Source organism: Metabacillus sp. RB-C-LZQ-3-1, from assembly GCF_058315175.1.
In genome coordinates, this window is record NZ_JBZFLI010000003.1 from 386948 (window position 1) to 412680 (window position 25733).

At 36.4% G+C, this 25733-nt stretch carries 25 protein-coding genes and 1 other annotated feature; of the genes, 20 read left to right on the forward strand and 5 right to left on the reverse strand.

The features are described from left to right. Positions 1-97 precede the first annotated feature (97 nt). From AC4GZ8_RS07195 to AC4GZ8_RS07205, 3 genes are all read left to right on the forward strand, one after another. A complete protein-coding gene (locus AC4GZ8_RS07195) occupies positions 98-547 on the forward strand; it encodes an Lrp/AsnC family transcriptional regulator (protein ID WP_491081136.1) in 450 nt (149 codons plus the stop codon). Between the two features lie 297 nt (positions 548-844). Further along, entirely contained in the window at positions 845-1420 is a 576-nt protein-coding gene (locus AC4GZ8_RS07200) for a chromate transporter (RefSeq protein ID WP_491081137.1), read from the forward strand. Beyond that, a complete protein-coding gene (locus AC4GZ8_RS07205; protein WP_491081138.1) occupies positions 1417-1944 on the forward strand; it encodes a chromate transporter in 528 nt (175 codons plus the stop codon). The genes AC4GZ8_RS07200 and AC4GZ8_RS07205 overlap by 4 nt, the downstream gene beginning before the upstream one ends. 49 nt (positions 1945-1993) lie before the next feature. On the opposite strand, the gene AC4GZ8_RS07210 is transcribed toward AC4GZ8_RS07205, so the two are convergent. After that, complete coding sequence (locus AC4GZ8_RS07210) at positions 1994-2362, reverse strand: winged helix-turn-helix transcriptional regulator (protein ID WP_491081139.1); 369 nt, start codon at positions 2360-2362, stop codon at positions 1994-1996. A gap of 197 nt (positions 2363-2559) precedes the next feature. On the opposite strand from AC4GZ8_RS07210, the gene AC4GZ8_RS07215 reads away from it, so the two are divergent. Together AC4GZ8_RS07215 and AC4GZ8_RS07220 are read left to right on the forward strand one after the other, a co-directional pair. Beyond that, on the forward strand, positions 2560-3741 hold the full coding sequence (locus AC4GZ8_RS07215) for an MFS transporter (RefSeq protein WP_491081140.1): 1182 nt from the start codon (positions 2560-2562) through the stop codon (positions 3739-3741). Positions 3742-3810: 69 nt separating this feature from the next. Next, entirely contained in the window at positions 3811-4653 is an 843-nt protein-coding gene (locus AC4GZ8_RS07220) for an aldo/keto reductase (RefSeq protein WP_491081141.1), read from the forward strand. A 56-nt stretch (positions 4654-4709) separates the two neighbouring features. Here the strand turns inward: AC4GZ8_RS07220 and AC4GZ8_RS07225 are convergent, their stop codons facing one another. Beyond that, on the reverse strand, positions 4710-5552 hold the full coding sequence (locus AC4GZ8_RS07225; protein ID WP_491081142.1) for a dimethylarginine dimethylaminohydrolase family protein: 843 nt from the start codon (positions 5550-5552) through the stop codon (positions 4710-4712). Between the two features lie 174 nt (positions 5553-5726). Here AC4GZ8_RS07225 and AC4GZ8_RS07230 point away from each other — a divergent pair, with 174 nt between their 5' ends. The 10 genes from AC4GZ8_RS07230 (at position 5727) to AC4GZ8_RS07275 (ending at position 18460) form a co-directional block, all read left to right on the forward strand. Then, the gene (locus AC4GZ8_RS07230; protein WP_491081143.1) at positions 5727-6710 is read left to right on the forward strand and encodes a DUF3231 family protein; all 984 of its coding nucleotides are present in this window, start codon (positions 5727-5729) and stop codon (positions 6708-6710) included. A 260-nt stretch (positions 6711-6970) separates the two neighbouring features. Beyond that, on the forward strand, positions 6971-7990 hold the full coding sequence (locus AC4GZ8_RS07235; RefSeq protein WP_491081144.1) for a LacI family DNA-binding transcriptional regulator: 1020 nt from the start codon (positions 6971-6973) through the stop codon (positions 7988-7990). 178 nt (positions 7991-8168) lie between these two features. After that, positions 8169-9845 (forward strand): glycoside hydrolase family 13 protein, encoded by a 1677-nt coding sequence (locus AC4GZ8_RS07240; RefSeq protein WP_491081145.1) that lies wholly within the window; start codon positions 8169-8171, stop codon positions 9843-9845. A 142-nt stretch (positions 9846-9987) separates the two neighbouring features. Then, positions 9988-10698: an MBL fold metallo-hydrolase gene (locus AC4GZ8_RS07245; RefSeq protein ID WP_491081146.1), complete on the forward strand. Its 711-nt coding sequence runs from the start codon at positions 9988-9990 to the stop codon at positions 10696-10698. Between the two features lie 15 nt (positions 10699-10713). Beyond that, positions 10714-11283, forward strand: coding sequence for a TetR/AcrR family transcriptional regulator (locus AC4GZ8_RS07250; RefSeq protein WP_491081147.1), 570 nt, complete (start codon positions 10714-10716; stop codon positions 11281-11283). A 421-nt stretch (positions 11284-11704) separates the two neighbouring features. Beyond that, the gene (locus AC4GZ8_RS07255) at positions 11705-13045 is read left to right on the forward strand and encodes an MATE family efflux transporter (RefSeq protein WP_491081148.1); all 1341 of its coding nucleotides are present in this window, start codon (positions 11705-11707) and stop codon (positions 13043-13045) included. A 56-nt stretch (positions 13046-13101) separates the two neighbouring features. Beyond that, positions 13102-13327 (forward strand) — a binding site (T-box leader). A 100-nt stretch (positions 13328-13427) separates the two neighbouring features. Next, positions 13428-14528 (forward strand): glutamate 5-kinase, encoded by a 1101-nt coding sequence (proB, locus tag AC4GZ8_RS07260; protein WP_491081149.1) that lies wholly within the window; start codon positions 13428-13430, stop codon positions 14526-14528. A 14-nt stretch (positions 14529-14542) separates the two neighbouring features. Then, entirely contained in the window at positions 14543-15790 is a 1248-nt protein-coding gene (locus AC4GZ8_RS07265; RefSeq protein ID WP_491081150.1) for a glutamate-5-semialdehyde dehydrogenase, read from the forward strand. 114 nt (positions 15791-15904) lie between these two features. Continuing rightward, on the forward strand, positions 15905-16348 hold the full coding sequence (locus tag AC4GZ8_RS07270) for a hypothetical protein (protein WP_491081151.1): 444 nt from the start codon (positions 15905-15907) through the stop codon (positions 16346-16348). Positions 16349-17020: 672 nt separating this feature from the next. Beyond that, positions 17021-18460, forward strand: coding sequence for a sensor histidine kinase (locus AC4GZ8_RS07275; RefSeq protein ID WP_491081152.1), 1440 nt, complete (start codon positions 17021-17023; stop codon positions 18458-18460). Between the two features lie 55 nt (positions 18461-18515). Here AC4GZ8_RS07275 and AC4GZ8_RS07280 read toward each other — a convergent pair whose 3' ends face one another. Together AC4GZ8_RS07280 and AC4GZ8_RS07285 are read right to left on the reverse strand one after the other, a co-directional pair. Continuing rightward, complete coding sequence (locus AC4GZ8_RS07280) at positions 18516-19709, reverse strand: chromate transporter (protein WP_491081153.1); 1194 nt, start codon at positions 19707-19709, stop codon at positions 18516-18518. 17 nt (positions 19710-19726) lie between these two features. Then, on the reverse strand, positions 19727-20035 hold the full coding sequence (locus AC4GZ8_RS07285; RefSeq protein ID WP_491081154.1) for a PadR family transcriptional regulator: 309 nt from the start codon (positions 20033-20035) through the stop codon (positions 19727-19729). A gap of 665 nt (positions 20036-20700) precedes the next feature. Between AC4GZ8_RS07285 and AC4GZ8_RS07290 the strand changes: the two genes are divergently transcribed. Beyond that, positions 20701-20898 carry a YwbE family protein gene (locus AC4GZ8_RS07290; RefSeq protein ID WP_491081155.1) on the forward strand — a complete coding sequence of 66 codons (198 nt, stop codon included), beginning with the start codon at positions 20701-20703 and terminating at the stop codon, positions 20896-20898. Between the two features lie 56 nt (positions 20899-20954). Here AC4GZ8_RS07290 and guaC read toward each other — a convergent pair whose 3' ends face one another. Further along, positions 20955-21938 (reverse strand): GMP reductase, encoded by a 984-nt coding sequence (guaC, locus tag AC4GZ8_RS07295; RefSeq protein WP_491081156.1) that lies wholly within the window; start codon positions 21936-21938, stop codon positions 20955-20957. Between the two features lie 273 nt (positions 21939-22211). Here guaC and pxpB point away from each other — a divergent pair, with 273 nt between their 5' ends. From pxpB to AC4GZ8_RS07315, 4 genes are all read left to right on the forward strand, one after another. Further along, positions 22212-22928, forward strand: a complete 717-nt coding sequence (pxpB, locus tag AC4GZ8_RS07300; protein ID WP_491081157.1) for a 5-oxoprolinase subunit PxpB — start codon at positions 22212-22214, stop codon at positions 22926-22928. Beyond that, positions 22909-23937 (forward strand): 5-oxoprolinase subunit C family protein, encoded by a 1029-nt coding sequence (locus tag AC4GZ8_RS07305; protein WP_491081158.1) that lies wholly within the window; start codon positions 22909-22911, stop codon positions 23935-23937. The genes pxpB and AC4GZ8_RS07305 overlap by 20 nt, the downstream gene beginning before the upstream one ends. Further along, entirely contained in the window at positions 23924-24679 is a 756-nt protein-coding gene (gene pxpA, locus AC4GZ8_RS07310) for a 5-oxoprolinase subunit PxpA (RefSeq protein ID WP_491081159.1), read from the forward strand. The genes AC4GZ8_RS07305 and pxpA overlap by 14 nt, the downstream gene beginning before the upstream one ends. 101 nt (positions 24680-24780) lie before the next feature. After that, positions 24781-25695: an AEC family transporter gene (locus AC4GZ8_RS07315; RefSeq protein ID WP_491081160.1), complete on the forward strand. Its 915-nt coding sequence runs from the start codon at positions 24781-24783 to the stop codon at positions 25693-25695. Positions 25696-25733: the final 38 nt, after the last annotated feature.

The window sequence follows — 25733 nt, forward strand, 5'->3', positions numbered from 1 at the left end:
AGAAAATCTACTCTCCATTTTCTTTATGTTTCACTTTTATCTCTCATCTTATATCATTTATACTTAAACTATATAATGCTTAAAGGATGGGTTTTTATTGAAAATAGATCACATTGATAAGAAAATACTGGAACTTCTCACGAAAAACGGCAGGATGTCTTATTCAGATATAGGGAAGGAACTTGATTTATCACGAGTTTCTGTTCGAGAACGAGTGAATCAACTGATAAAAAATGATGTGATTGAAAAATTTAGTGTTGTGATCAATTCGGAAAAAATGGGGAAAAATGTTTCGGCATTTTTTGAAGTAGATTGTGAACCAGCTTATTTGGTTGAGGTTGCCCAAAAGCTTGCGGATAATCCATGTGTGTCCAGCTGCTATCAAATGACAGGGCCAAGCACATTACATATGCATGTGTTAGTCGATGATTTCGAGGCATTAGAGAAGTTTATTAATAATGAGTTGTATGCGCTTGAAGGGATTACAAGGGTTGAAAGCCATATTTTGCTTAGACGCTTTAAAAGCAGAAGCGGCATGAAATTATAAAAGTAGAGAATGCATGGAGATTATTTCTGCAGGCATTCTCTTTTTATTTTGTGAAATTTTCAAAAAAATGTATAGAAATGGTTGTGAATATACTATATAATCATAAATGATCAAAAAAAAGTTTCGTTTGTTAGTTAATAGATACAAAAATACTAACAAACGAAAAATAAACAGCATAAATTAGTAATGAGATCCATACTTATTGTAAAGGCACATTTTATGGGGAGAGGGGGATACTAATTAGCAAGTAGATGTTCGTATGTTTTCAAGAAATTAAATAATAAAGGGTGAGTAGAAATGAAACACCTTCAAATATTCTTAGCATTTTTTCGTTCAGGAATGTTAGGTTACGGTGGCGGTCCATCCTCAATTCCACTTGTTCATAAAGAAGTCGTCCTAAAATATAAATGGATGAATGATGATGAGTTTGCAGATGTGTTGGCTCTAGGAAATACGTTGCCTGGACCAATTAATACGAAAATGGCCGGTTATATCGGCTATCGTGTTGCAGGTATTTTAGGTCTTATCAATGCAATTATATCTTCAATCCTTCCAACTATTATCTTGATGATTGTGTTATTAACAACAATCACTTCTATAAAAGATTACCCATGGGTTCAGGGGATGACAGCTGCGGTAGTTCCAGTTGTTGGTGTTATGCTTGCAACGTTAACATGGGATTTTTTCAAAAAATCACAAAAATCAATGGGCTGGGTAAAATCTTTAGTGTTTGTCGGTGGAAGTTTTCTTGTAATGGAGGTTCTTGGATTACATCCAGCTATCTTAATTGTTGTCTTATTAATCTCAGCGATAATGATCAAAGATGAAAAGCCGGAAAAAGAGCATCAAGTGGAAAGAGGGAATGCATCATGATATATTGGGAGATCTTTCTTGCCTTTTTTATCCCAGGGATATTAGGTTATGGTGGAGGACCTTCATCAATTCCATTAATCGAAAATGAAGTCGTAGACCGTTATGGCTGGATGAATGTGAATGAGTTTAGCGAGGTGCTTGCATTAGGGAATGCGTTGCCAGGTCCGATAGCAACAAAAATGGCAGGCTATATTGGTTATCAACAAGGTGGAGTTTTAGGAAGTTTTATTGGTGTTTTTGCCACAGTAGCACCATCGCTTATATTGATGATTGTTTTATTAGGTTTTTTATATAAATACAAAGATTCACCTAAAGTGAAACGAATGACAACATTTATTCGTCCTGCCATTGCTGTTTTACTTGGAGTGATGGCTTTCAGTTTTTTCTTTACTTCTTATCATGATACAGGAATGTGGCAAACCTTGTTTCTTGTTGTGGCTAGTTTTTTATTATTAGAAAAATTAAAGGTCCATCCGGCACTTGTTATTGTTGGTGCAATGGGCTACGGAGCGTTTTTTATATAAAGAATCCCAAGCCTTTTACGCTTGGGATTTTCACTTATTTTGGCAAAAGTTATTTTTTATTATTTAGTATTCCTTCTTCTAAAACTTCATTTTTATCGCCATATACTTGTGTTAAATGGCTTTCTCCCCATGCACATAAAGCATCTAAAATATGTTCTAAGCTTTTTCCGTATTCACTTAATTCATATTCAACCTTAGGGGGAATTTCATGATAAACGATTCGGTTGATTACACCGTCTTCTTCTAATTCGCGTAATTGTTGAGTGAGCATTTTTTGTGTGATGTTAGGCATTAAACGCTTTAGCTCGCTTGTGCGTTTTTTCCCGTGGGTAAGGTGGCAAAGAATTACACACTTCCATTTCCCCCCTATTACTTCTAATGTTGCTTCAACTCCGATGTTGTATTTTTTCTTTTGCATAGTTCTCCTCCATTTAATAGGAACTAAAAAGTATCTATAGAACTTTTTGGTACCTATCGTACTTAAAAGTGCGTTCTTCTCATTTCGAAATGTATATCTCATAATAACATTTGCCGATTGATTTTCACCAATTTATTTTATCGTCTGCATGCGGATTGTAAGTCATACAAACATTTCTATTTGAGGAGGAGATATTAATGTCATTAGATAAAAAAAGAAGTACGCTTGCGTTGTTGGCATTAGCAGTCAGTGCTTTTGCAATAGGAACAACCGAATTTATTAGTGTGGGACTATTGCCACTTATATCAGATGATTTACACATACCTGTGACAACAGCAGGATTAACAGTATCGTTATATGCATTAGGTGTGACATTTGGAGCTCCGATATTAACGTCCCTAACATCAAGTATGTCTAGAAAAAGCTTATTGCTTTGGATCATGATTGTTTTCATAGTAGGGAATACAATTGCTGCTAGTGCAACAAATGTGGGAATTTTACTTGTTGCTCGTGTTCTCTCGGCTTTTTCACATGGTGTTTTTATGTCAATTGGTTCAACAATCGCAGCGAATTTGGTTCCAGAAACTAAACGGGCTAGTGCCATTTCGATAATGTTTACTGGACTTACAGTTGCCACCGTAACAGGGGTGCCGCTAGGAACCTTTATTGGCCAGCAATTTGGATGGAGAGCAGCATTTGTTGCAATTGTTGTAGTTGGAATAATGGCTCTTATTGCTAACAGCATTCTTGTTCCATCTGACTTGCCGAAGGGAGTAAGAACAAAATTCAAAGATCAGTTCAAGCTCCTTTCAAATGGCCGACTTTTACTATTATTTAGTATTACCGCTTTAGGATATGGTGGGACATTTGTTGTTTTTACGTACCTTTCACCATTGCTTCAATATGTGACAGGGTTTAAAGAAAATGTTGTTGCCATTATTTTACTTGTATATGGAATAGCCATTGCAATCGGAAATGTCATGGGTGGGAGATTAGCAAACCGTGACCCACTTAAGGCATTGTTTTATATGTTTATTGTCCAAGCTATTGTCCTAATTGTTCTAACATTCACAGCACCATTCAAAATTGCGGGATTAATGACCATTATTTTGATGGGACTTCTTGCATTTATGAATGTGCCTGGTCTACAAGTGCATGTTGTCACATTAGCGGAAAGATTTGTTCCAAGTGCGGTTGATGTGGCATCAGCAGTTAATATTGCGGCATTTAATGCGGGGATTGCAATCGGTTCTTATGTAGGTGGAATAATTACAGATTCAATTGGATTGATTCACACTGCTTGGATTGGTGGACTCATGGTAATTGGCGCAGTTATTTTAACCGGATGCAGTCGTTTGTTAGAAAAAAAGGATCAATAAAGCTCTTAATAAACGTTTTTATATGGGTGGAATGGGCGGGAATATTACCGATTTTTGGAGGAGATTTTTATGATAAAAGGATTACAAGCAACAACAACATTGCATAATGGAGTAAAAATGCCTTGGCTTGGCATTGGAGTGTTTAAGGTAGAGGAAGGTCCGGAATTAGTGAGTGCTCTAAAAACTGCTATTAAACATGGGTACCGAAGTATTGACACCGCAGCTATATACGAGAATGAAGCAGGCGTTGGAGAAGGCATTCGTGAAGGTCAAAAGGAAGCAAATATTTCTAGGGAAGAATTATTTGTGACAACAAAGGTTTGGAATGATGATCTTGGTTATGAGTTAACACTAAAAGCTTTTGAAAATAGCTTGCAAAAACTAGGGTTGGATTATTTAGATTTATATCTTATTCACTGGCCAGTTGAAGGTAAATATAAAGATGCGTGGAGAGCGTTAGAGACTCTTTATAAACAAGGGAAAGTAAAGGCAATTGGTGTAAGTAATTTTCAAATTCATCATCTTGAGGATTTAATGAAGGATGCCGAAATCAAACCGATGATTAATCAAGTGGAATATCACCCCCGCTTAACACAAGAAGAACTTCAAGATTTTTGTCGGAAACATAGTATTCAGCTTGAAGCTTGGTCACCATTAATGCAAGGTGGGTTATTAGACAACGCGACCTTACGGGGTATTGCTACGAAATATCAAAAATCAATTGCACAAATTATTTTGCGTTGGGATCTGCAAAACGGTGTTATCACGATACCAAAATCAACAAAAGAACACAGAATTGTTGAAAATGCATCGGTTTTTGACTTTGAGCTAACAAAAGAGGAAATGCAAATAATAAATTCCTTAAATCAAAATAAGCGGGTTGGGCCAGATCCAGATAATTTTGATTTTTAAAGAATATGAATGCATTTAAATTTAAGGGCAGTCTAATAAAGACTGCCCTTAGACTTTTAACCTCTTAACAATGGTAAAGTACAACACCTAAAGGCTCCACCTGATTTAATAATCTCTGTAATATCAACTTCAATGATTTCATACCCTCGATCTTTAAGTTTTTCATTCACATCTTTATTAATTGGCAAGCTTAGAATCCTTTTTTCACCAATTGATAAAACGTTAGTTCCTAATGTTGCTTGTTCTTGTTCTGAAACTTCAATAAGTTCATATCGTGAAGCTAGGTATTGTGCTTTGTCTTTGTCTATTTCACCAGGAAAAATTAATGCCTCATTTGGAGAGATGATATTAAATACACAATCAAGATGCAAATACGTATCCGTGAAAGGAATTTCGATAACATCATATGTAGGCAAAAGTGATTGTAAATGTTGAATTGCTTCCACATTTGTCCGATTACTAACACCGACATAAATGGTTTTACCATCAATAAGGACATCTCCACCTTCAATAATATCTCCTACAAGATTGGTATAGGTGATTTTTTCATTTTCGAGATAAGTAATAAACTCTTTTTCTTCACCGATTCGTACATCATGAGCCATATCTGCAACAAAAACTTGATGTCCTAATGTAAATCCTATGTCACGAGTAAATACCTGCTCTGGGAATTTTTTTTGAGGGGGTAATAAATGAACCTCAATTCCAAGATCCCGTAATGTTTGGACTAATACATTATGCTGCTTTTGAGCTATCTTTGTATCAATATTTTCTTTTAGATATTGTTTTTGTGTTTCATTGATAGGTTCCTTTATTGTCATAAAATCAGGAGAACATAGTACCACTTTTTTTAGTGAATCGTATTCATTCATGCAAAAACATTTTGAACGATGAGCCATGTATTTTCCTCCTCTAGTTGTTTTTTTTTACTATTCCCTATAACGAAACGAATGATGTCTATTTAACTTTCTATAATAAAAATGGAGCCACATTGATAAGTAGTTCTGTATATTTTTTTAAGAATATCGAATTATATTAAGTATAGGTAAGCAATATAGGGAGGTTAGTTTCTCTTGCATAATAAACCAAAAATAGGATCGGCGGAATTTGGAGCAGTATGGGTGACATATCATAAAAAAACAATGATATTAAGAATTTTAGAGCATTTTATTCAAACATCGGATGATAAGAAAGCAAAACAATTATTATCAGAGCTTCATGAAAAACTTCATTCAAAAGTAAAAAAGTTGGAAGGGATCATTCAAGCCGAAAACGCAGTTGTTCCCATTGCGTTTACGAGCGAAGATATTCATTTAAATGCTCCACCATTATTTGTTGGTGGATTTGACATCATGTTCAGTCGGATTTTAAAAGAAATCAGCTTAGGTATGTACACACTACATGTTATATTATCTACTCGTGAAGACATTATTAAGCTTTATAAGGAGCTAACTGAACTGTCACAAACATATTATGCCCTTTTTACAGAATACCTCTTAGAAAAAGGGCATCTTCCACCACCTATTACAACAAACTTGCCAAGCTCAAGTAGTTTTATTACAGATAAAAACTATTTAAAAGGAACAAATTTATTTGGTGAAAAGAGACAAATAAATGTTGTTGAATTTGGATTTTTATATCATGCAATTGAAACAAATGTGATTGGCATGAATTTAATGGAAGGTTTTTCTCAATGTGCAAAAGATGAAGAAGTGAAAAATTATTTTATAAGGGGAAAAGAGCTTTCAAAAAGTGTGATTTCAGAAACAGAGAAAATTCTACTTGCAAATGATATTCAACCTCCGATTCCATCAGGAGGATCTACTACAAATTCCGAAGTCGCTCCTTTTTCTGAGAAGCTTATGATGTATTGTGCACACCTTTTATGTAATTTCAGTATTGGAGCATCAGGTTTTGGTACTGGATTTAGCTTACGTAGGGACTTAAATGTGAAATTTGGTGTATTTGGTAAGGATACATATGAATACATGAGGGAAGGAATTTCAATCATGATTTCAAAAGGGTGGTTGGAGGAATCTCCAAAAATGGATGTTTAATCTCAGGTTTATTAAAAAGGGCCAATGTGCCCTTTTTTATTTGGTATTGTTGTGCGCATAAAAAATTATGCATTTGTTTTCCAGATTAATTGAAAATTTTTATTACGAAAGCAATTGATTTGATCAGTTAAAATAACATATATAACGAAATCGTTTCCATAATCCCTCTTTACGTATTATGATAGAAGCAGGAAATGGTGTGAATAAAACGGAGGAATCTCCGATATATAGTAACGCCTGCAATTGGTAAGGAGGCAGTAATGATCGTTACAATTAAAGATGTTGCAAAAAGAGCGAATGTAGCACCTTCAACGGTGTCAAGGGTTATTGCAAATAGCCCGCGTATAAGTGAACAAACAAAGAAAAGAGTTCGCGAGGTGATGGAGGAATTGGGGTATCATCCAAACTTTCAAGCCCGCAGTTTAGCAGCTAAAAGCACGCAAGCGATTGGTGTGATCATGCCGAACTCTGCTTATCATGCATTTCAAAATCCTTTCTTTCCAGAAGTTTTAAGAGGGATTAGTACGAGTGCACATACTAATAAATATGGAATTTATCTTTCAACAGGTTCGACAGAAGATGAAATCTATAATGAAGTTGTTTCTATGGTACAAGGTCGTCGAGTAGATGGAATTGTTCTTTTATATTCAAGAGTGAACGATAAGACCATGAATTTTTTGCAAAAATCTCATTTTCCATTCGTTGTTGTTGGCAGACCTTATGAGAATGAGGAACGAATTTCATTTGTTGATAATGATAATATATACAGTACAAAACAAGTGACGAATTACCTCATTCAACTTGGTCATCGCAACATTGCGTTTGTAGGAGGGAGCCTTCACTTTGTCGTAACAATTGATCGGCTTAATGGATATAAGCTGGCATTAAAAGAAGCAGATATCTCTTTTAAAGAAGAGTATATTGTACATGAGGAATACATTAAGGAAAGTGGTAGAGAAGCGATCCATTCTCTTATGTCATTACCATCTCCTCCAACCGCACTTGTCACACAGGATGATTTAATTGCTTATGAAATGATCAGTCATTTAGAGGAAATCAACATTCGTGTTCCAGAAGATATGTCGATTGTTAGTTTTAATAACCTTATGTTGTCTGAGCATTCCAAACCGCCGATTACCTCTGTTGATATATGTATCTATCAACTAGGGCTCGAGGCAACGAATTGCTTAATTGAGAAAATAAAAATACCAGATACACTGCCTAAGAGGATAACGATCCCAACAAAATTTATTGAAAGAAAGTCATGTGAAAAAAGATAAACATTTGAGGTTGAAGAAGGATAACGGATTGAAATGTAGGTTTTTGTTAAACATTTTTATCTTTTATCCTTTTCCTTTGTCAGCGCCATTATGAAATTCAAGCTTACGTACTAACGTAAGTGGGTATAATGCTAAGGAAAGCAATGAATATATGATGTGAAATAAGAGAGGGCGAAATATGAAGAAAATCTGGTGGAAAGAAGCAGTTGCCTATCAAGTGTATCCAAGAAGCTTTATGGATTCAAATGGGGACGGAATTGGTGATCTTCAGGGAATGATATCAAAATTAGATTATATTCAAGACCTGGGGATTGATGTGATTTGGATTTGTCCAATGTATAAATCCCCTAATGATGATAATGGCTATGACATTAGTGATTACCAGGCCATTATGGATGAATTTGGGGCGATGGCTGATTTTGATCAATTGCTTGAAGAAGTTCATAATCGAGGCATGAGGTTAATTATTGACTTAGTGATTAATCATACAAGTGATGAACATCCATGGTTTATTGAATCGCGGTCTTCAAGGGATAACGAAAAACGCGACTGGTATATTTGGCGGGATGGAGTAGATGGAAGAGAACCCAACAATTGGGAAAGTATCTTTAGTGGTTCCGCTTGGGAATATGATGAGAAGACAGACCAGTATTATATGCATATCTTTTCCACCAAACAACCTGATCTTAACTGGAAGAACCCAAATGTACGTCATGCATTGTACAGTATGATTAATTGGTGGCTTGATAAAGGAATTGACGGCTTCCGTGTTGATGCAATTAGTCATATTAATAAGGAAGAGGGCTTAGAGGATATGCCAAATCCATATGGCTTAAAATATGTTCCATCCTTTGACAAACATATGAATGTAAAGGGAATCCACAACTATCTATCAGAATTGAAAGAAGAGACCTTCTCAAAATACGACATTATGACAGTTGGGGAAGCAAATGGAGTGAAAGTAGAGGATGAAGAGGATCTGGATCAATGGGTTGGAACAGAGAACGGGAAATTTAATATGGTGTTTCAATTTGAACATTTAGCATTGTGGAATGCTTCAAAGGAAAATAAACTAGACATTCGAGGATTAAAAAGAGTATTAACAAAATGGCAAAAAACCTTAGAAAATAAAGGGTGGAATGCCTTATTTATTGAAAATCATGATCAGCCCCGCCGAGTTTCAACATGGGGAAATGATCAGGAATATTGGTATGAAAGTGCTACAGCATTAGCTGCCATGTACTTCTTGATGCAAGGGACTCCGTTTATTTATCAAGGTCAAGAGATCGGCATGACGAATGTTAAATTTGACACAATTGACGAGTATAATGATGTTGCAGATAAGAATATGTACCGTATTAAACGTGCTGAAGGAGTACCACATGAAGAAATCATGGAAATCATTTGGGCAGCAAGTCGTGATAATTCCAGAACTCCTATGCAATGGTCAGGAGAACCAAACGCAGGCTTTACAACAGGGAAACCTTGGCTAGGTGTTAACGATAACTATAAAACGATTAATGTTGAAAACCAATTGCAGGATGAGGGTTCAATTCTTCATTTCTATAAAAAAATGATTAAACTAAAAAAAGAACATGACATCTTTACTTATGGTTCATACGATTTACTTTTAGAGGATCATCCTCAAATTTATGTCTATACACGTACGCTGGACAAAGAAAAAGTAGTCGTTATGACAAATTTAACAGATGAACGTGCAACCTGGGAAGGCGGTTTAGATGTTGCGTTAGATGCTAAAGATTTATGGTTAGCAAATTATGAAGTAGAGGATCACAAACCTGTAAAAAACATGGTATTAAAACCATTTGAAGCAAGAGTATATGCAGTTAGATAATATTGTAGAGGGTGTATCATTTCGTGTGATATGCCTTTTATCATTTCTTTAGAAAAAGGGCTTGAGAAAACTAACGCTATTAGTTTAATATAAAACTAATAGCGTTAGTTTTTATGCAAATGATCATAAAGGGGAGATTGAGATGAAAGTGACAAGAAAAGGGAATTTATACCAACTAACTTTTTTACCAGGATTCTTTCCGGTGAATTGTTATCTTGTGGAGGAATTGAATGGCCTTACTTTAATTGATACAGGAATACCAAATAGTTTTAAAGGGATTGTAAAGGTTATAAATGAAATAGGAAAGCCGCTAAAAAATATTATGCTTACACATGCGCATGGCGATCATGTTGGCTCTCTTGTTAAGCTATATTCATTATTTCCGAAAGTGCCGATTTCAATATCAGCAAGGGATAGCAGGTTATTAAAAGGAGATATGGGGCTAGAACCTCACGAGCAGCAAACACCTATTAAAGGCGGTATCCCTAAAAACATCCATTTACAACCAGATCAGCTATTACACGAAGGGGATCAAATTGATTCTCTCGTTGTCATTGCAACACCAGGTCATACTCCAGGGTCGATTTCTTTTTTTGATACACGAGATCAAACGATTATTGCCGGAGATGCTATGCAAACAAGAGGCGGGATAGCGGTAAGCGGGCAGCTTCAACCATTTTTTCCATTTCCGGCAATGGCAACATGGAATAAAGAACTTGCCCTAGAAAGTGTGAGGAAAATCATCGCACTTGAACCAACATTACTTGCTGTTGGTCATGGAGAAATGATCGTGAGCCCTCAAGCAGCTATCAAACGAGCAATTGAGCATGCTGAACGTAAAATAAAAAAGTAGGGGGTCAAAGTTTATATGCCAAGAATGGGACTAGATTTGCAGACAATTTTACAAGAAGCGACAAAATTAGCTGATAAGGAAGGATTAGAAGCAGTCACATTAGCATCATTAGCCAAAAACCTAAATGTACGCCCTCCTTCTTTATACAATCATGTTGAAGGACTGGGAGGATTACGTAAAAAGTTAGCTGTACACGGGTTGGAAGTTTTATATGATCGCTTGGCACAAGCTTCAATTGGGAAATCAACGGATGAGGCTGTTCATTCCTTATCAGATGCATATATTGAATTTTCCCGGGAACATCCAGGAATCTATGAGCTTACTTTGCACTCATCAGACCAAGAAGACCAAGAGCTTCAACGAATTAGTCGCAAAATTGTTGAATTAATTGTTCAAATCCTGAGTGGGTATGGGCTAGAAGACGATGAGAGTATCCATGCCGTAAGAGGGCTGCGAAGCATACTACATGGATTTTCATCCTTAGAGCAAAAAGGAGGCTTTGGACTTCCTCTTGATCATGATAAAAGTCTGCATTTACTTATAGATAGTTTTCTAGCTGGTATTCATAAAATGAAGCAAAAGTAGATCGCTAGTCAAGGGGATGGGAGAAATGGTTCTTTTAAAAGGTATCAATATAGGGGTACGTTTTTATTAGAAATTTGTTCTCTAGTTGTATTTGGTTATTAGGGGTTAAAACATTTCAAGGTATATTCCTATAGATCGTATATAATATATGTCGATTTTTGTTGGAATTTATCTAATCGAAAATAAATTCATAGAATCGAAAATAAATTTACTGAATCGAATATAATTTTCGAGAATCGCAAATAAATGTCAAAAATCGAAAATATAACTCTCTTCCAACTAAAAAGGGGGCACGCTCATAAATGTGAGCGTGCCCCCTTTTACTCAATCCTACCTTGTGCATGATCCTAAACAGCTGTGATAACATAAAAGTAATGAAGAATGTTGAACCAATTGATTCGACATGAGAGGAAGTTACAGGATGAAACAACATGATTTCACAAGTGGAAGCATCATGAAGCAGATTTGGGTGTTTTCATTGCCAATAATGTTTACTAATTTATTGCAAATCTCCTATCAATTTATTGACAGCCTATGGGTCGGGAATTTATTAGGCGCCAATGCACTAGGTGCGATAGCTGTTTCAAGTACAGTTATCTTTACGATCTTATCATTTATTATCGGGATTAATAATGCAACACTCACCATTTTATCGCAACAAAAAGGCAAGCAAAATGAAACAGGATTAATAAATTATCTCAATGCCTTTGTTGTGGTGCTAACAGCATTATCTGCTTTGTTTGGGGTTGCTGGATATTTTTTATCAGAACAGATTTTAATTTGGATGGCCACCCCTGAAGCGATGATTCCTGGTGCGACAACGTATTTACAAATCAATTTTATAGGAATTCTTTTTTTATTTGGCTATAACTTTATTAGTACTGTCCTTAGAGCGTTAGGAGACAGTAAGACACCAATACGATATGTCATGATAGCAGTGATCATAAATGCGATTTTAGATCCGTTATTGATTTATGTATTCGACCTCGGAATTGCAGGTGCTGCCTATGCAACCATTTTTGCTCAAGGAATCTCCTTTCTTTATGGAATTTGGGATACGTTAAGAAGAAAGTTGGTTCCTTTTATAAAACCTAAGCTGCCTTCTTATGAGGAAGTGTCAACAATCATGAAGCTTGGATTACCTTCAGGGTTGCAAATGACCGTGATTTCTGCAGGGGTTATGGCGATTATGAGTGTTGTGAATTCGTTTGGCAGTGATGTTGTAGCAGGTTTTGGTGCTGCTCAAAGGCTTGACAGTATCATTATGCTACCTGCTATGGCGCTTGGTACAGCAGTTAATAGTATGGCCGGGCAAAATATTGGGGCAAACCAATGGGGACGTGTTCATGACATTGCGAAGTATGGTGTTGTGTTTAATCTAGTGATTATGGTCTTGATAAGCACGATTGTGGTTATATTTGCTGAATGGGGAATAAGGCTTTTTATTGAAGAAAATGATGCCGTACAATTTGGAACAGAATATTTAAAAATGATTGCGTTTTTCTATCCATTTCTCGGAATTAATTTCATCCTAAATGGGATTGTCCGCGCAGCGGGGGCCATGTTTCAAGTATTGGTCTTGAATCTAGTTTCTTTTTGGGTTCTTAGATACCCATTATCATATTTGTGCTCCCTTTGGCTGGGAGAACAAGGGATTGCAGTGGGAATGGGACTTAGTTTCGTGATTAGCAGTATCATTGCTTTTGCCTATTATAAGGTTGGAAAATGGGATGAAATTGAGGTAGTGGCTAAAGATAAATAATGAATTTAGAGTCTTGACAGTACGTCAATTACTCGGCATAATAAATAAAAATCACAGTGAACGTTTTAACAGAGGACTAGTATGCGGGAACTTTTTATCACAGAGAGTGAAGTTTATGAGCTGAAAGACTTCATATAAAAAATCCGTTGAACCTACCTTTTGAGTCCTATGAAAACATAGGCGCAAACCCTGGCGTTAAAAGGGCAAAGTGGGATGTGAATGAAAACTCATCATATCCAATCAAGGTGGTACCACGGAAGCTAAGCTCCTTTCGTCCTTATTTTTAGGATGATTGGAGCTTTTTTAATTGGATAATGATGGCACGAATGAAGTCAAGAGGCTGAATAGGCGCCAACGCTTTTTTAAAATGGAGGACAAAGAAATGGATAAGAAGCGAATTGTTGTCAAAATTGGGAGCAGCTCCTTAACAAATGCAAAAGGACAAATCGATCAAGAGAAATTCACAGATCATGTAGAAGCTGTTGCAGCGCTTCGTGAAGCAGGTCATGAAGTACTGCTCGTTTCATCTGGAGCGGTGGCTGCTGGATTTGCTCGTTTAGGATATCCAACACGGCCGATTACTTTAAAAGGAAAGCAAGCGGCAGCCGCAGTGGGTCAGAGTCTATTGGTTCAATCTTATATCGAACAATTCAGTCATTATGATATCGTTCCTGCACAAATTTTGCTTACTCGAAATGATTTTTCAAAACAGGAGCGATATAAAAATGCTTATGCAACTGTAACAGAGTTATTAGAACGTGGAATTTTACCAATTATTAATGAGAACGACACAGTTTCTGTTGAGGAGTTAACATTTGGTGATAATGATATGCTTTCAGCTCTTGTTAGTGGTCTTGTTCACGCTGATCAGCTTATTATTTTAACAGATATTAACGGACTTTATGATTCAAATCCTTCAAAAAACCCATTTGCGGAACGAATAGATTTTCTACAAGAAGTAACAGATGACATGCTGGAGGTTGCAGGGGGATCTGGATCAAAGGTTGGTACTGGAGGGATGAAGTCGAAGCTAATGGCAGCTAAAACAGCCCTCTCATTAGGTGTACAGGTATTTATCGGATTAGGTAAAGGCAGAAATAAGCTTGTTGATATTATGCTTGGCAATGGGGATGGCACATACATTGGAGAGGATGGTCTTCAAGCAGTCAATAATAGCCGCCAATGGATTGCGTTTCATTCTGAAATATCTGGGACCATTTACGTTGACCAAGGGGCAGAAGATGCACTTGTGTATAAAGGAAAAAGTCTTCTTCCTGCTGGAGTTTATGATATTAAAGGATCATTCCAAAAAAATGATGTCGTAGAAGTTGTAGGCCCAAATGGCATACTTGGCAAGGGGGAAGTTCTTTTTTCATCAGAGGAACTAAAAGAAGCAATGGGGAAAAGAAGTGAAGAGTTATACAAAGATGATGTTTTATCATCAATCGTTGTGATTCACCGAAATAAATGGGTAAAAGCATAAAGGAGGATTATCAGATGGGTGAGGTTCAATTAAAAGGAAAAACAGCTAAAGAAGCAAGTTTTGAATTGGTTGATATATCTACAAAAGAGAAGAATGAAGCACTAGCTAAAATAGCTGATCAGCTTATAGTAGATCAAGAAACAATTATTGAAGAAAATAAAAAAGATCTTGAAGCTGGAAAGAAAAATGGTCTAACTGACAGTGTTTTAGATCGAATTATGCTGAATGAAAAGCGAATCCATGATATGGCAGAAGCAATTCGCTTATTAATAGAACTGCAAGATCCAATCGGAGAAACAATTGAAAAAATTGAAAAAGAAAATGGATTGCTTATTAAGAAAAACAGAGTACCTATTGGTGTGATTGGAATGATCTACGAGGCACGTCCAAATGTTACGGTAGATGCCGCAACACTTGCTTTAAAAACAGGGAATGCTGTTATTTTAAGAGGCAGCTCTTCTGCAAGCTATTCGAATCAAGCTCTTATCCAATCTATTCATAAAGCACTTGAAAAAAGCGCCGTACCAGTTAATGCTATTCAACTTATTGAAGATACAAGCAGAGAAACAGCGAAAGAGCTCTTTCATCTTAAAGAGTACTTAGATGTTCTAATTCCACGAGGGGGAAAAAATTTAATTGATACGGTTGTAAGAGAGGCGTCTGTTCCAGTGCTTGAAACAGGAGCAGGGAATTGCCATGTATTTATTGATGAAACAGCTGACTATCAAATGGCTGAGAATATTGTGATAAACGGTAAAACACAGCGACCTTCAGTATGTAATGCGATTGAGACTATTCTAATAGAAGAAAAATGGTTTTCACAATACGGAAAGAAGTTACTTGAAAAATTAGATGAGCACCAAGTTGAAATTTTCGGAGATGACAAGGTGCAGAGGATCTTTGGAAAAGCAAAGCTTGTCACAGAGGAAGATTGGTACACAGAATATCTTGCTTTATCAGTAAGCGTAAAAGTGATGAAAGATGTTGAAGAAGCCATTCAGCACATTAACACGTATGGCACAAATCACTCTGAAGCAATTGTGACTGAAAATAAACAGCATGCTGCAAGGTTTTTAAATAAAGTCGATGCTGCTGCAGTGTATCATAATGCTTCTACCCGTTTTACGGATGGATCTGAATTTGGATATGGTGCAGAAATCGGGATAAGCACACAAAAATTGCATGCAAGAGGCCCAATGGGGTTACAAGCTTTAACATCAAGTAAGTTTTTTGTTTATGGAAATGGTCAAGTCCGTCATTAATGGTAGAAGATCTTCTAAGGTTTTTTCCTTAGGAGATTTTTTATTTTGGAAAACCTATATTTTCATTAGCGAAGGATCATAATGGTAAAGATATGATCAAAGTTGGTGATGAAATTGTGGTGGCTAATTCCTTATCTTTCTCTGTTTATTAATCTTATTATTATTCGTTTCATGCCAAAACATTTAACGAAAAAAGAAATTTATATATCTTGGTTTGTTGTAGCATTAATTAACATAAGTTCAGATCTCATTTTGAGTTTGTATTTTCGTTTTTATGAATTAAATGGTGGAGGTATTCAGTTAAGTGTTCATTTTCTTGAACTCACCTTAGGAGCATCTTATGGGATTATTTTTCTGAATTTTATGCCCCAAAAAATGAGCAGTTTTATTTTATATTGTTTGGCATGGCTAGTATATTCCCTTTTATTTGAAGGGTTATTAATTTATACGGAATTTATTCATTTTTTCGATTGGAAAATTTGGTATTCAGCTCCTTATTATGTTGCATCGTTTTTCTTTATTAGATGGCATTTGCATTTTATTCGATCCGATAAATAAGACAAAAGATGTGATTTTACGTTATAGATGGGATAATAACGGGATTTTGATGTGGATATGGTATAATTTAGTAAGTTACTGTGCTGGGTATGGGCAGCGGTGGTACTCCCGAGGCAGATCGGGGGTGGTGCCGTGTATATCACAAGAGATGAATTGGATACAATGATCGCTTTTGCTGCTTTGGTCGTTTCGATTATTGTCGCAACAAGAAACAGCGGGAATAATAAAAACGACTAGCCCACCCTGACATTTGGCGATGAGGGTAGTGGAGCTAGTCTGTGTTCTACTTGCCTCAGCCACCGCAACTTTACACTGCGGAGTAACTAAAGCTTAAAAGGCGGTTGGTGTGTGTGCACCAATCGTCTGTTAGTATATGTTCTTTCCTCTATCATATACCAAACTTACCCAGTTATCAAGTTGCAGCTGCCATGTTTCTTTCTCTTTTACTTTCCTCTTGGGAAACATAATTTTGTTTTCTTGGTCCTTTCCTTCTATTATGATTTCAGTCTATTTTCTTATATAATAATAGGTAAATAGTTTGATTGAAGGTTGGTAGAATATAATAAGATGGTTGTGACTGGATAGCGAATAAATGGGGAGTCATCACCAATCATGGGTATTTGATAACAATGAAAAAACGTACATTAAAAGGTTCAAGAAGGAAGAGAGATCGTGATAACGTCATTATTAATATTTACAATCGGCTTGCTGCCATTAGTTTTAGCAATGAATGTAACAAGGATTTATAAAGGATCACAGCTAGGAATCGCTTTACTATTATTTATGTGTTCCATCACATTGTGGCAGATGGATATCGGGGTTCTTTATTTAAAAGGTATTTTGCCAGAGGAATGGATATTGAGTTTATTTCGTTTTTTTCGGGTGGGAACAACCGGTGTTGTACCAGTTATTTTTTATTTAATTTATCTATTACTTAATAAGCACACCCCAAATATAAAAAACAAAACAGGATACAATTTTTTTCAATCATTTTTTAATTTAAAAGTATTTTGGGTATTAGTTGTGTGGAGTTCAGGTGTATATGTGATTAACTGGACAAAATGGGGAATTGAGGGCCTAAGAGTTGTTCAAACTGCTGACTCTAATACTAGTCTGTATTTTCCTGTATATGGAGATTACCATTTTCTGTACTTAGTACATACAGGTACTGTATTATTGCTGCTCATTATTGTTGTTATAATTTGTAGAGGGATACAAAATGCGTCATTAAAGTCATTTTTACAAACCTTTTCTTATTGTTCTATTTTTCTATTACTAACTGGATTTTTGAATTTTTTACCTGGGACAGGTTCTGTGATCAGCAGTATTGGAGTGATTATTTTTTCATCAAGTATCATTTTTTCTTTTGTCAAGATGAATAATTTAGTCACAATAAACTATAATCTTTTGAAAGAACGCCAGAAAAAACTTGATTATTTAGGAAACATTTCAACAAGTCTTATTCATGAAGTGAAAAATAACATCCAAATTATTAAGGGATATTCCAAATTAGTGGCTGAAACAACTGATTTACCAAAACAAAGTGAAAATCACGTCAGTATGATCCAATTAGGGACAACCCAGCTTGAACAATTAACACATCACTATTCAGAATACATAAAAAAGAAAGCTGTTGAGTTTAAGGATGCAGACTTAAATCAGATTATTCAAGACGCTATTGATTTAACGACTGAATTTAGAAAAGAGAAGAACATAGAAATTTGCTTTGAACAAAAATATAAACCGCTTAAGGCATTTGCTAGTCCTGCCTATTTGAAACAGGTTTTTATTAATCTTATAAAAAATAGCTGTGAATCGATGGATCATGTTAAAGCTAAGCGCAATATTGCAATTAAAACAGATATTATGGGTGATAAAATTATTATTGATGTAACAGATAGCGGTAAAGGGATTGTTAAAGATCAGTGGGAAAGTATTTTTGACCCGTTTATTTCGACAAAAGAGTCAGGAATGGGTATTGGTCTCCCGTTTGTGAGAAAGATTATTTTTGAACATCGCGGCGAAATTAATGTTCTTGAAAGCAGTAAGAATGGAACAACCTTTCGCATAGTTTTACCACAATATGAGTTTAGTGAATTGAGTCAGACATGAAAAAATCCCCTTCAGCAGCAAGCAGCTGCATTTGAAGGGGATTTCCTAATTTTACTTAGTAAAGGAGAGATAATAAAAATCCTCCTATAGCACCAGTTACAACAATAATCCAAGGTGGGAGCTTCCAATAGACAAGCATGCTAAAAAGAATTGCTGCAAATGCAAAGTCTACCGGCGATAAAATGGAGCTGGTCCAAATTGGATGGTAAAAGGCAGAAATAAGAATTCCGACAACAGCTGCATTTACTCCCATTAAAGCACCTTTAATTTTAGGGTTGCGACGTAACGAGTCCCAAAATGGAAGGGTTCCATAAATGAGTAGGAAGGCAGGCAAGAAAATCGCTACGGTTGCTAATAAACCGCCTTGCCAACCGTTCATTACAGCTCCTAAGTAGGCAGCAAATGTGAAAAGTGGTCCTGGTACAGCCTGTGCAGCTCCATAACCAGCAAGAAATGCTTCTTCACTTAACCATCCAGTCGGCACAAATTCACGTTCAAGTAAAGGTAATACAACATGCCCTCCACCAAATACTAAAGACCCTGAACGATAAAAGCTATCGAACATCGCGATCCAATTAAGGGTGGTAGCTTCTCTTAGAATTGGTAAAAGAATGAGTAGTCCAAAAAATAACACTAAACAGACGGTTGCAAACCATTTTGAAATTGGGACGCGAATATCAGAATCTTCTGATTTACTATGCTGTTTATATAATAGAAATCCGAGAAGCCCCGCAATTAAGATTACACCAACCTGTGTAAAGGCTGTTTGCCATAATAGCGTTGTTACTAGAGCTAATAAAGCGATTGTTTTTCGTTTTAAATCAGGTGTGAGGTTTTTAGCCATTCCTAAAATAGCATGTGCAACAACGGCAACAGCAACTATTTTTAAACCGTGAATCCAGCCTGCATCCGCTACATCCAAGCCTTGAAGAATCAAAGCAAAGAGAATAAGTGCGATAACAGAGGGGAGTGTAAACCCAATAAATGATACGATCCCTCCTAGTAACCCTGCGCGCATGACTCCTATTCCGATCCCGACCTGACTACTTGCCGGTCCAGGAAGGAATTGACATAAAGCAACTAAGTCTGCATAGCTTTTCTCATCCATCCATTTTCTTCTTTGGATATATTCATTATGAAAGTACCCCAAGTGGGCAACAGGGCCGCCAAATGATGTGAAACCTAACCTAGTTGATACTAAGAGAATTTCTAATAAAGCCCTAAATCCTCTATCTTTCTTTTCGTCCATATTGTCACCTTCTTTTGTTAGTCTTTTATTTCTTTAAAAAGTTCATAGGCTTTCGCTCTAGCTTCAATCAAAATTTCATTGCCTTTTTCTGTGGTTGTATAGTACTTTCGAATTTTCCCTTCGACATTTCGATCTTCTCTAATGAGGAGACCGTCTGATTCCATTGAATGTAGAATAGGATAAAGAGTACCCGAACTAATATTGTAGCCATGCTCCCTAAGCTCTTCCGCCATCCATACACCGTAGATAGGGTGTTCCTTCGCATGATGTAAAATATGAATATGGATAAACCCTAAAAAAAGCTTACGTAATACTTTATCTTCCAATGAATCACTCCTACACTTCATAATAGAATTTCGATATCGAAAATCGATATTGAAATTCTACAATAGATAGTGCCAAGAATCAAGGATATCCGAAATTTTTAACATGTTCTTTACATACGGTTTTTTCTATAGGCTATTTTCGCAAACTTTATTGCTTTGTAATAAGTGTTGGAAGTATTTGATTGGAGCTCCAGGATGCTCATCTTAAGTGGGGCGTGCGGTGAGCCTCCTCGGCGCCAGCGCCTGTGGGTTCTCACCTGTCACGCTACTCCCACAGGAGTCTCGCACCTTCCACTCCAATCAACCTAATCGTTTATGTCCAATAAATATAAAAAAACAACAACCTTTTAGAAAAGAGCCTTATAAGATGGTTGTTTATTATCTATGTACAAAAACTATTTAGGTTGAACGGATATTCGAGACTCCTGTAGGAACAGTGGGACAGGTGATACTCATACAGTGCCGGAGCCGATGAGGCTAACATCACACCCCTTGGAAAGCGAGCATCCTATAAGCATATAGCACGAATAAACCATTCCCATCGCTTTTAACATAGCAATAATGTTTGTGAAAACAGTCTTACATATTGAAATGTATAATGATACATCACGTTGCTTGACTACATTTTTTGATATACTAATGAAAACTAAAGGAGATGGAAGTTTATGCAGGGAACAAAACGAGCTGATATTAAAATAGGAGCAACTGTAAAGGTCGTCCAAAAGAAAGATCAACGTTCAGGAAAGCTAACGGAAGGTGTTGTCGCAAAAATTCTAACAAATTCATTAACACATCCTCATGGTATAAAGGTCATGTTGGAGTCTGGAATTGTTGGAAGGGTTAAAGAATTAGTGACAGAATAAATATCATAACAATATAAATAGAGAGGGACTATACTGACTAGTCCCTCTCTTATGCATTAAAATACTTTATCACCATTAAAAATTGAATTTTTTACAATAACATAATCAACGTGGCGAATCGCATCTAAGCTCGTTCCACCCGCATATGAAATAGAAGATTGAAGATCTTGTTCCATTTCTGTTAATGTATCTTGTAAAGCTCCTTTATGCTCCACATACATTTTCTTTCCTTCAACATTTTTCTTTTCACCTTTTTGATATTCAGAAGCAGATCCAAAGTATTCTTTATAAAGTTTGCCGTCTTTTTCAATCGTTTGACCCGGGGATTCTTCATGACCTGCAAATAAAGAACCTATCATTACCATTGATGCCCCAAAGCGAACTGATTTTGCGATATCGCCATGAGTACGAATACCGCCATCTGCAATAATTGGTTTTGTTGCCGCTTTTGCACACCAGCGAAGTGCAGCAAGCTGCCAACCGCCAGTGCCAAAACCAGTTTTAATTTTTGTGATACAAACCTTACCAGGTCCAATTCCTACCTTTGTAGCATCTGCACCTGCGTTCTCAAGTTCACGAACTGCTTCAGGTGTTCCTACATTCCCTGCAATCACAAAGCTTTTAGGTAAATGAGTTTTAATATGCTTGATCATGTCAATGACAGCATTTGAATGACCGTGTGCAATATCAATTGTAATAAAGTCAGGTGAAAGCTGTTCTTCTGCTAATTGTTTAATAAAATCGTATTCTTCCGCTTTTACACCAACACTAATAGATGTGATTAACCCGCGTGCATTCATATCTTTGATAAAAGAGATACGAGTTTCTGGCTGAAAACGATGCATAATATAGAAATAACCATTTTCTGCTAAGTAAACAGCAATTTTTTCATCAATAATTGTCTGCATATTAGCTGGTACTACCGGTAACTTAAATTTATGTCCACCTAATGTAACTGTCGTATCACATTCAGAACGGCTATTTACAACACATTTTGCCGGAATTAATTGAATATCTTCATAATCAAATACGTTTTCCATGTTAACACACCCCTAAACACGAATATTAGAAAGAATTGTTTTTAAAAACGTTCGTCCATTAGGTAATTTACATCATTTTTAATCAGATGTCAAAGCTTTTCAAGAAAATTTATGAAAGGGTTTCATTTTATCGTAAATAGGCTTCCCGAAAAATGCCATAAACATTAGCTTTCAAAAGCCCTTATTTCAATTTCTGAATCTTTTAAATAATCATAGGTGAAAGAATGATAAACTATTAGTAAAGAAAATTTAAGAAGGAGTGTAGGTTGGAATATGGAGAAAGTAACGTTTTTTCCACAAGGAGATCATGCTGTGACGATCACATTCAATAACGTGATCAATAAAGAAACTCATGTTCAAGTTCGTCATTTTTCATCATATTTACATGCAAATCCTTTTGTTGGAATGATTGAAGCAGTGCCGAGTTATACAACTGTAACCGTTTATTATGATCCAATGAAGATGGAATCACCTTCACCATATGAAGAGGTTGTAACCATGTTAAAAAAACTGCTTTCAAAAACGAATATTGAATATGAAGCAACTCCAAGGACAGTCACAATTCCTGTTTGTTATGGAGGAGAATACGGTCCTGATTTATCATTTGTTGCTTCCTTTCATCATCTATCCGAGCAAGAAGTGATTAAGATACATACTAATGCAGAATATTTGGTTTATATGATAGGGTTTGCTCCGGGATTTCCTTATCTTGGAGGGATGTCAGAAAAAATTGCCACACCTCGTAAAGACACACCAAGAGTAAGGATCCCTGCCGGCAGTGTAGGAATCGGTGGAGAGCAAACAGGAGTTTATCCTATTGAAAGCCCTGGAGGTTGGCAATTAATTGGACGAACCCCGATTAAACTATTTGATCAACATGCAACACAACCTAGTTTTTTAAAAACAGGGGATATGATTCGGTTTGAGCCAATAACATCCGAACAGTTTGAAAACTGGGAGGTAACTAAAAATGACCATAAAGGTAACTGAACCAGGGCTTTTGACAACAGTACAAGATTTGGGGAGAAAAGGGTTTATGCAATATGGTGTGGTCGTAGGCGGTGTAATGGATGAAGTAGCTGCTAGATTGGCCAATATCATGGTTGGAAATCCTGAAGGTGAAGCCGTTTTAGAGCTAACAGTCATTGGACCAAGCCTTATATTTGAAGAGGACTATCTTATTTCGATTTGTGGAGCAGATTTATCAGCAAAAGTGGACAATGTGTCTGTACCATTATGGAGACCGATGCTTGTAAGAAAAGGAAGCCATTTGACGTTCGGTCGTCCCAAAAATGGCTGCCGCAGCTACATAGCGGTTGCAGGTGGATTTAATATTCCTATAGTTATGAATAGTAGAAGTACATATGTAAGAGGGAAAATAGGCGGGATGAAAGGTAGAGCATTGAAAAAAGGCGATTTACTTAAAGCTAAAGAGATAAAAAGTTTACAGTCTCAAACATTAGTTGGTTTACTTAGAAAAAAAGACGAACCAACTCCTTTTCAAACCGTAAATTGGACGTTGACAACTAATATAAGAGCTAATTATCAAAAAAATCCAATAATAAGGATGATAAAAGGTCCACAATTTTCAATGTTTACTGAGGCCTCACAAAATAGTTTTTTAACAGAGGAATACAAGGTTACACCTCAGTCAGACCGAATGGGATATCGATTATCGGGTAAAAGGCTGGAAGTGTCTTCTCAACTTAATCTTCTCTCAGAGGCTGTCACGATGGGGACGATTCAAGTACCAAACGATGGCCAGCCAATCATTCTCATGTCTGATCACCAGACAATTGGGGGGTATCCTAAAATAGGCTATGTCATCAGTGTGGATTTACCAACCTTGTCACAGGTGATGCCTGGTGAAAACGTGAGGTTCAAGGAGGTATCACTATCAGAAGCTCAAAATTTATTGATGCAAAGGGAAAGAATGATGAAACAGATCATACTGGGAATATCATTAGCTATTAGGGGGATTGAGCATGACGCAAATTGATTTAAATTGTGATATGGGTGAAAGTTTTGGACCATATACAATTGGTGCAGATGAAGAAATTGTTCCATTTATTAGTTCAGTAAATATCGCATGTGGCTTTCATGCAGGTGATCCAGCCACAATGAGAAAAACAGTTCAATTGGCACAAGAACATTCTGTGAAAATTGGGGCCCACCCAGGCTTTGAGGATGTAAAAGGATTTGGCAGACGGAATATTTCGATTTCACCACAGGAAGCTTTTGATTTAGTTGTGTACCAGATTGGAGCGTTATCTGCGTTTGTGGCAGCGGAAGGAGGGACATTACATCACGTAAAACCACATGGTGCCCTATACAATATGGCAGCAATAAATAAAGAGCTTGCCGAGGGAATTGCAGAGGCAGTGTATAAAGTAAACCCTCACCTATTATTATATGGATTATCCGGAAGTGAATTAATCCGTGCAGGAGAAAAAATAGGTTTGCGCACTGCGAGTGAGGTTTTTGCAGATCGAACTTATCAAGAAAATGGAATGTTAACCCCTCGAGTCGAAAAAAATGCATTAATCAAAAATGAAGAACAAGCGATTAAGCAGGTATTATCCATGGTACTTGAGCAAAAGGTATTCGCTGCAAATGGAAAAATCATTTCGATAAAAGCAGACACAATTTGCATTCACGGCGATGGTGAACATGCAGTTGCTTTTGCTCAAAAGATTCACAATGCTTTGCTTGAAAACGGTGTTTTGATCAAGGGGTTGTAACGAAAATTTTTTATATAAATGCTAACCTAGAATGCGACATTTGGAATCAGACTTATATGCTATACTAGATACATATTTTAGTAGAATAGATAGGTGAGTTTATGGAATTTGTTACGGTCCTTATCCCGATATTTTTTATTTTCGGCATAGGCTTTGTCGGAGAAAAGTTACTTAAATTTGATACAAGACCGTTATCTGTTATGGCTATTTATTTAATGGTACCGTTTTTAGCATTTAAGACATTTTATTCTACCAATTTTTCAATTGATTATATTATGATGGCTATTTATACAATCGGGCTTGCTTTTTGTTTAATATTAGTCATCTATGGAATAGCCTTTATTAAGCGATACTCGCTTAAAAAGACGTGTGGAATGATTCTTGCAAGTGCTTTTATGAACAACGGAAACTATGGAACTCCTTTAATTTTCTTTGCTTTTGGGGAAGCAGGTTTGCAATATGCGGTAATTTTAATGGTTATTCAACAATTACTTATGTGTACAGTTGGGATTTATTACGCTGCCAAGGGATCACCAAATGGCGGGAGTATTAAAAAGGCACTTAAAGAGGTTGTAAAAGTACCAATTGTATATGGCGCGTTACTTGGAATTGTTTTCCATACCTTCCGAATTCCTATTGAGGGGTCTTTTATGGAGGCTATTTCCATGGTTGGGAATGCGGCAATTCCAACGATTATGATCATTCTTGGAATGCAGTTGGCAAAGATATCAGTGAAAAAATTGGACTTTGCACCATTGTCGTTATCGTTAGGTATTCGGTTGTTTTTATCACCTGTTATTGCCTTTTGTTTTACCCTGATTTTGCCAATTGATGATTTATTAAAGCAAATTATGATTGTTTTATCAGCAATGCCTACAGCTGCAAATACAACGATGTATGCATTGCAATATGACACAGAGCCGCAATTTGTTTCATCTGCTACATTGTGTAGTACAGTATTGAGTGTTGTCACACTGCCGGTTGTTTTGTACGTATCCCATGTTATTTATGGTTGAAACTGCGGTCAGCAAATGGGTAAGTATAAATTTTGTAC

Excerpts from the sequence above, each read along its gene's own strand:
- AC4GZ8_RS07200 (WP_491081137.1), top strand. The coding sequence starts at position 845 with ATGAAACACCTTCAAATATTCTTAGCATTTTTTCGTTCAGGAATGTTA.
- AC4GZ8_RS07205 (WP_491081138.1), top strand. The coding sequence starts at position 1,417 with ATGATATATTGGGAGATCTTTCTTGCCTTTTTTATCCCAGGGATATTA.
- AC4GZ8_RS07210 (WP_491081139.1), bottom strand. The coding sequence starts at position 2,362 with ATGCAAAAGAAAAAATACAACATCGGAGTTGAAGCAACATTAGAAGTA.
- AC4GZ8_RS07215 (WP_491081140.1), top strand. The coding sequence starts at position 2,560 with ATGTCATTAGATAAAAAAAGAAGTACGCTTGCGTTGTTGGCATTAGCA.
- AC4GZ8_RS07220 (WP_491081141.1), top strand. The coding sequence starts at position 3,811 with ATGATAAAAGGATTACAAGCAACAACAACATTGCATAATGGAGTAAAA.
- AC4GZ8_RS07225 (WP_491081142.1), bottom strand. The coding sequence starts at position 5,552 with ATGGCTCATCGTTCAAAATGTTTTTGCATGAATGAATACGATTCACTA.
- AC4GZ8_RS07235 (WP_491081144.1), top strand. The coding sequence starts at position 6,971 with ATGATCGTTACAATTAAAGATGTTGCAAAAAGAGCGAATGTAGCACCT.
- AC4GZ8_RS07240 (WP_491081145.1), top strand. The coding sequence starts at position 8,169 with ATGAAGAAAATCTGGTGGAAAGAAGCAGTTGCCTATCAAGTGTATCCA.
- AC4GZ8_RS07245 (WP_491081146.1), top strand. The coding sequence starts at position 9,988 with ATGAAAGTGACAAGAAAAGGGAATTTATACCAACTAACTTTTTTACCA.
- AC4GZ8_RS07250 (WP_491081147.1), top strand. The coding sequence starts at position 10,714 with ATGCCAAGAATGGGACTAGATTTGCAGACAATTTTACAAGAAGCGACA.
- AC4GZ8_RS07255 (WP_491081148.1), top strand. The coding sequence starts at position 11,705 with ATGAAACAACATGATTTCACAAGTGGAAGCATCATGAAGCAGATTTGG.
- proB (WP_491081149.1), top strand. The coding sequence starts at position 13,428 with ATGGATAAGAAGCGAATTGTTGTCAAAATTGGGAGCAGCTCCTTAACA.
- AC4GZ8_RS07265 (WP_491081150.1), top strand. The coding sequence starts at position 14,543 with ATGGGTGAGGTTCAATTAAAAGGAAAAACAGCTAAAGAAGCAAGTTTT.
- AC4GZ8_RS07280 (WP_491081153.1), bottom strand. The coding sequence starts at position 19,709 with ATGGACGAAAAGAAAGATAGAGGATTTAGGGCTTTATTAGAAATTCTC.
- AC4GZ8_RS07290 (WP_491081155.1), top strand. The coding sequence starts at position 20,701 with ATGCAGGGAACAAAACGAGCTGATATTAAAATAGGAGCAACTGTAAAG.
- guaC (WP_491081156.1), bottom strand. The coding sequence starts at position 21,938 with ATGGAAAACGTATTTGATTATGAAGATATTCAATTAATTCCGGCAAAA.
- pxpB (WP_491081157.1), top strand. The coding sequence starts at position 22,212 with ATGGAGAAAGTAACGTTTTTTCCACAAGGAGATCATGCTGTGACGATC.
- AC4GZ8_RS07305 (WP_491081158.1), top strand. The coding sequence starts at position 22,909 with ATGACCATAAAGGTAACTGAACCAGGGCTTTTGACAACAGTACAAGAT.
- pxpA (WP_491081159.1), top strand. The coding sequence starts at position 23,924 with ATGACGCAAATTGATTTAAATTGTGATATGGGTGAAAGTTTTGGACCA.
- AC4GZ8_RS07315 (WP_491081160.1), top strand. The coding sequence starts at position 24,781 with ATGGAATTTGTTACGGTCCTTATCCCGATATTTTTTATTTTCGGCATA.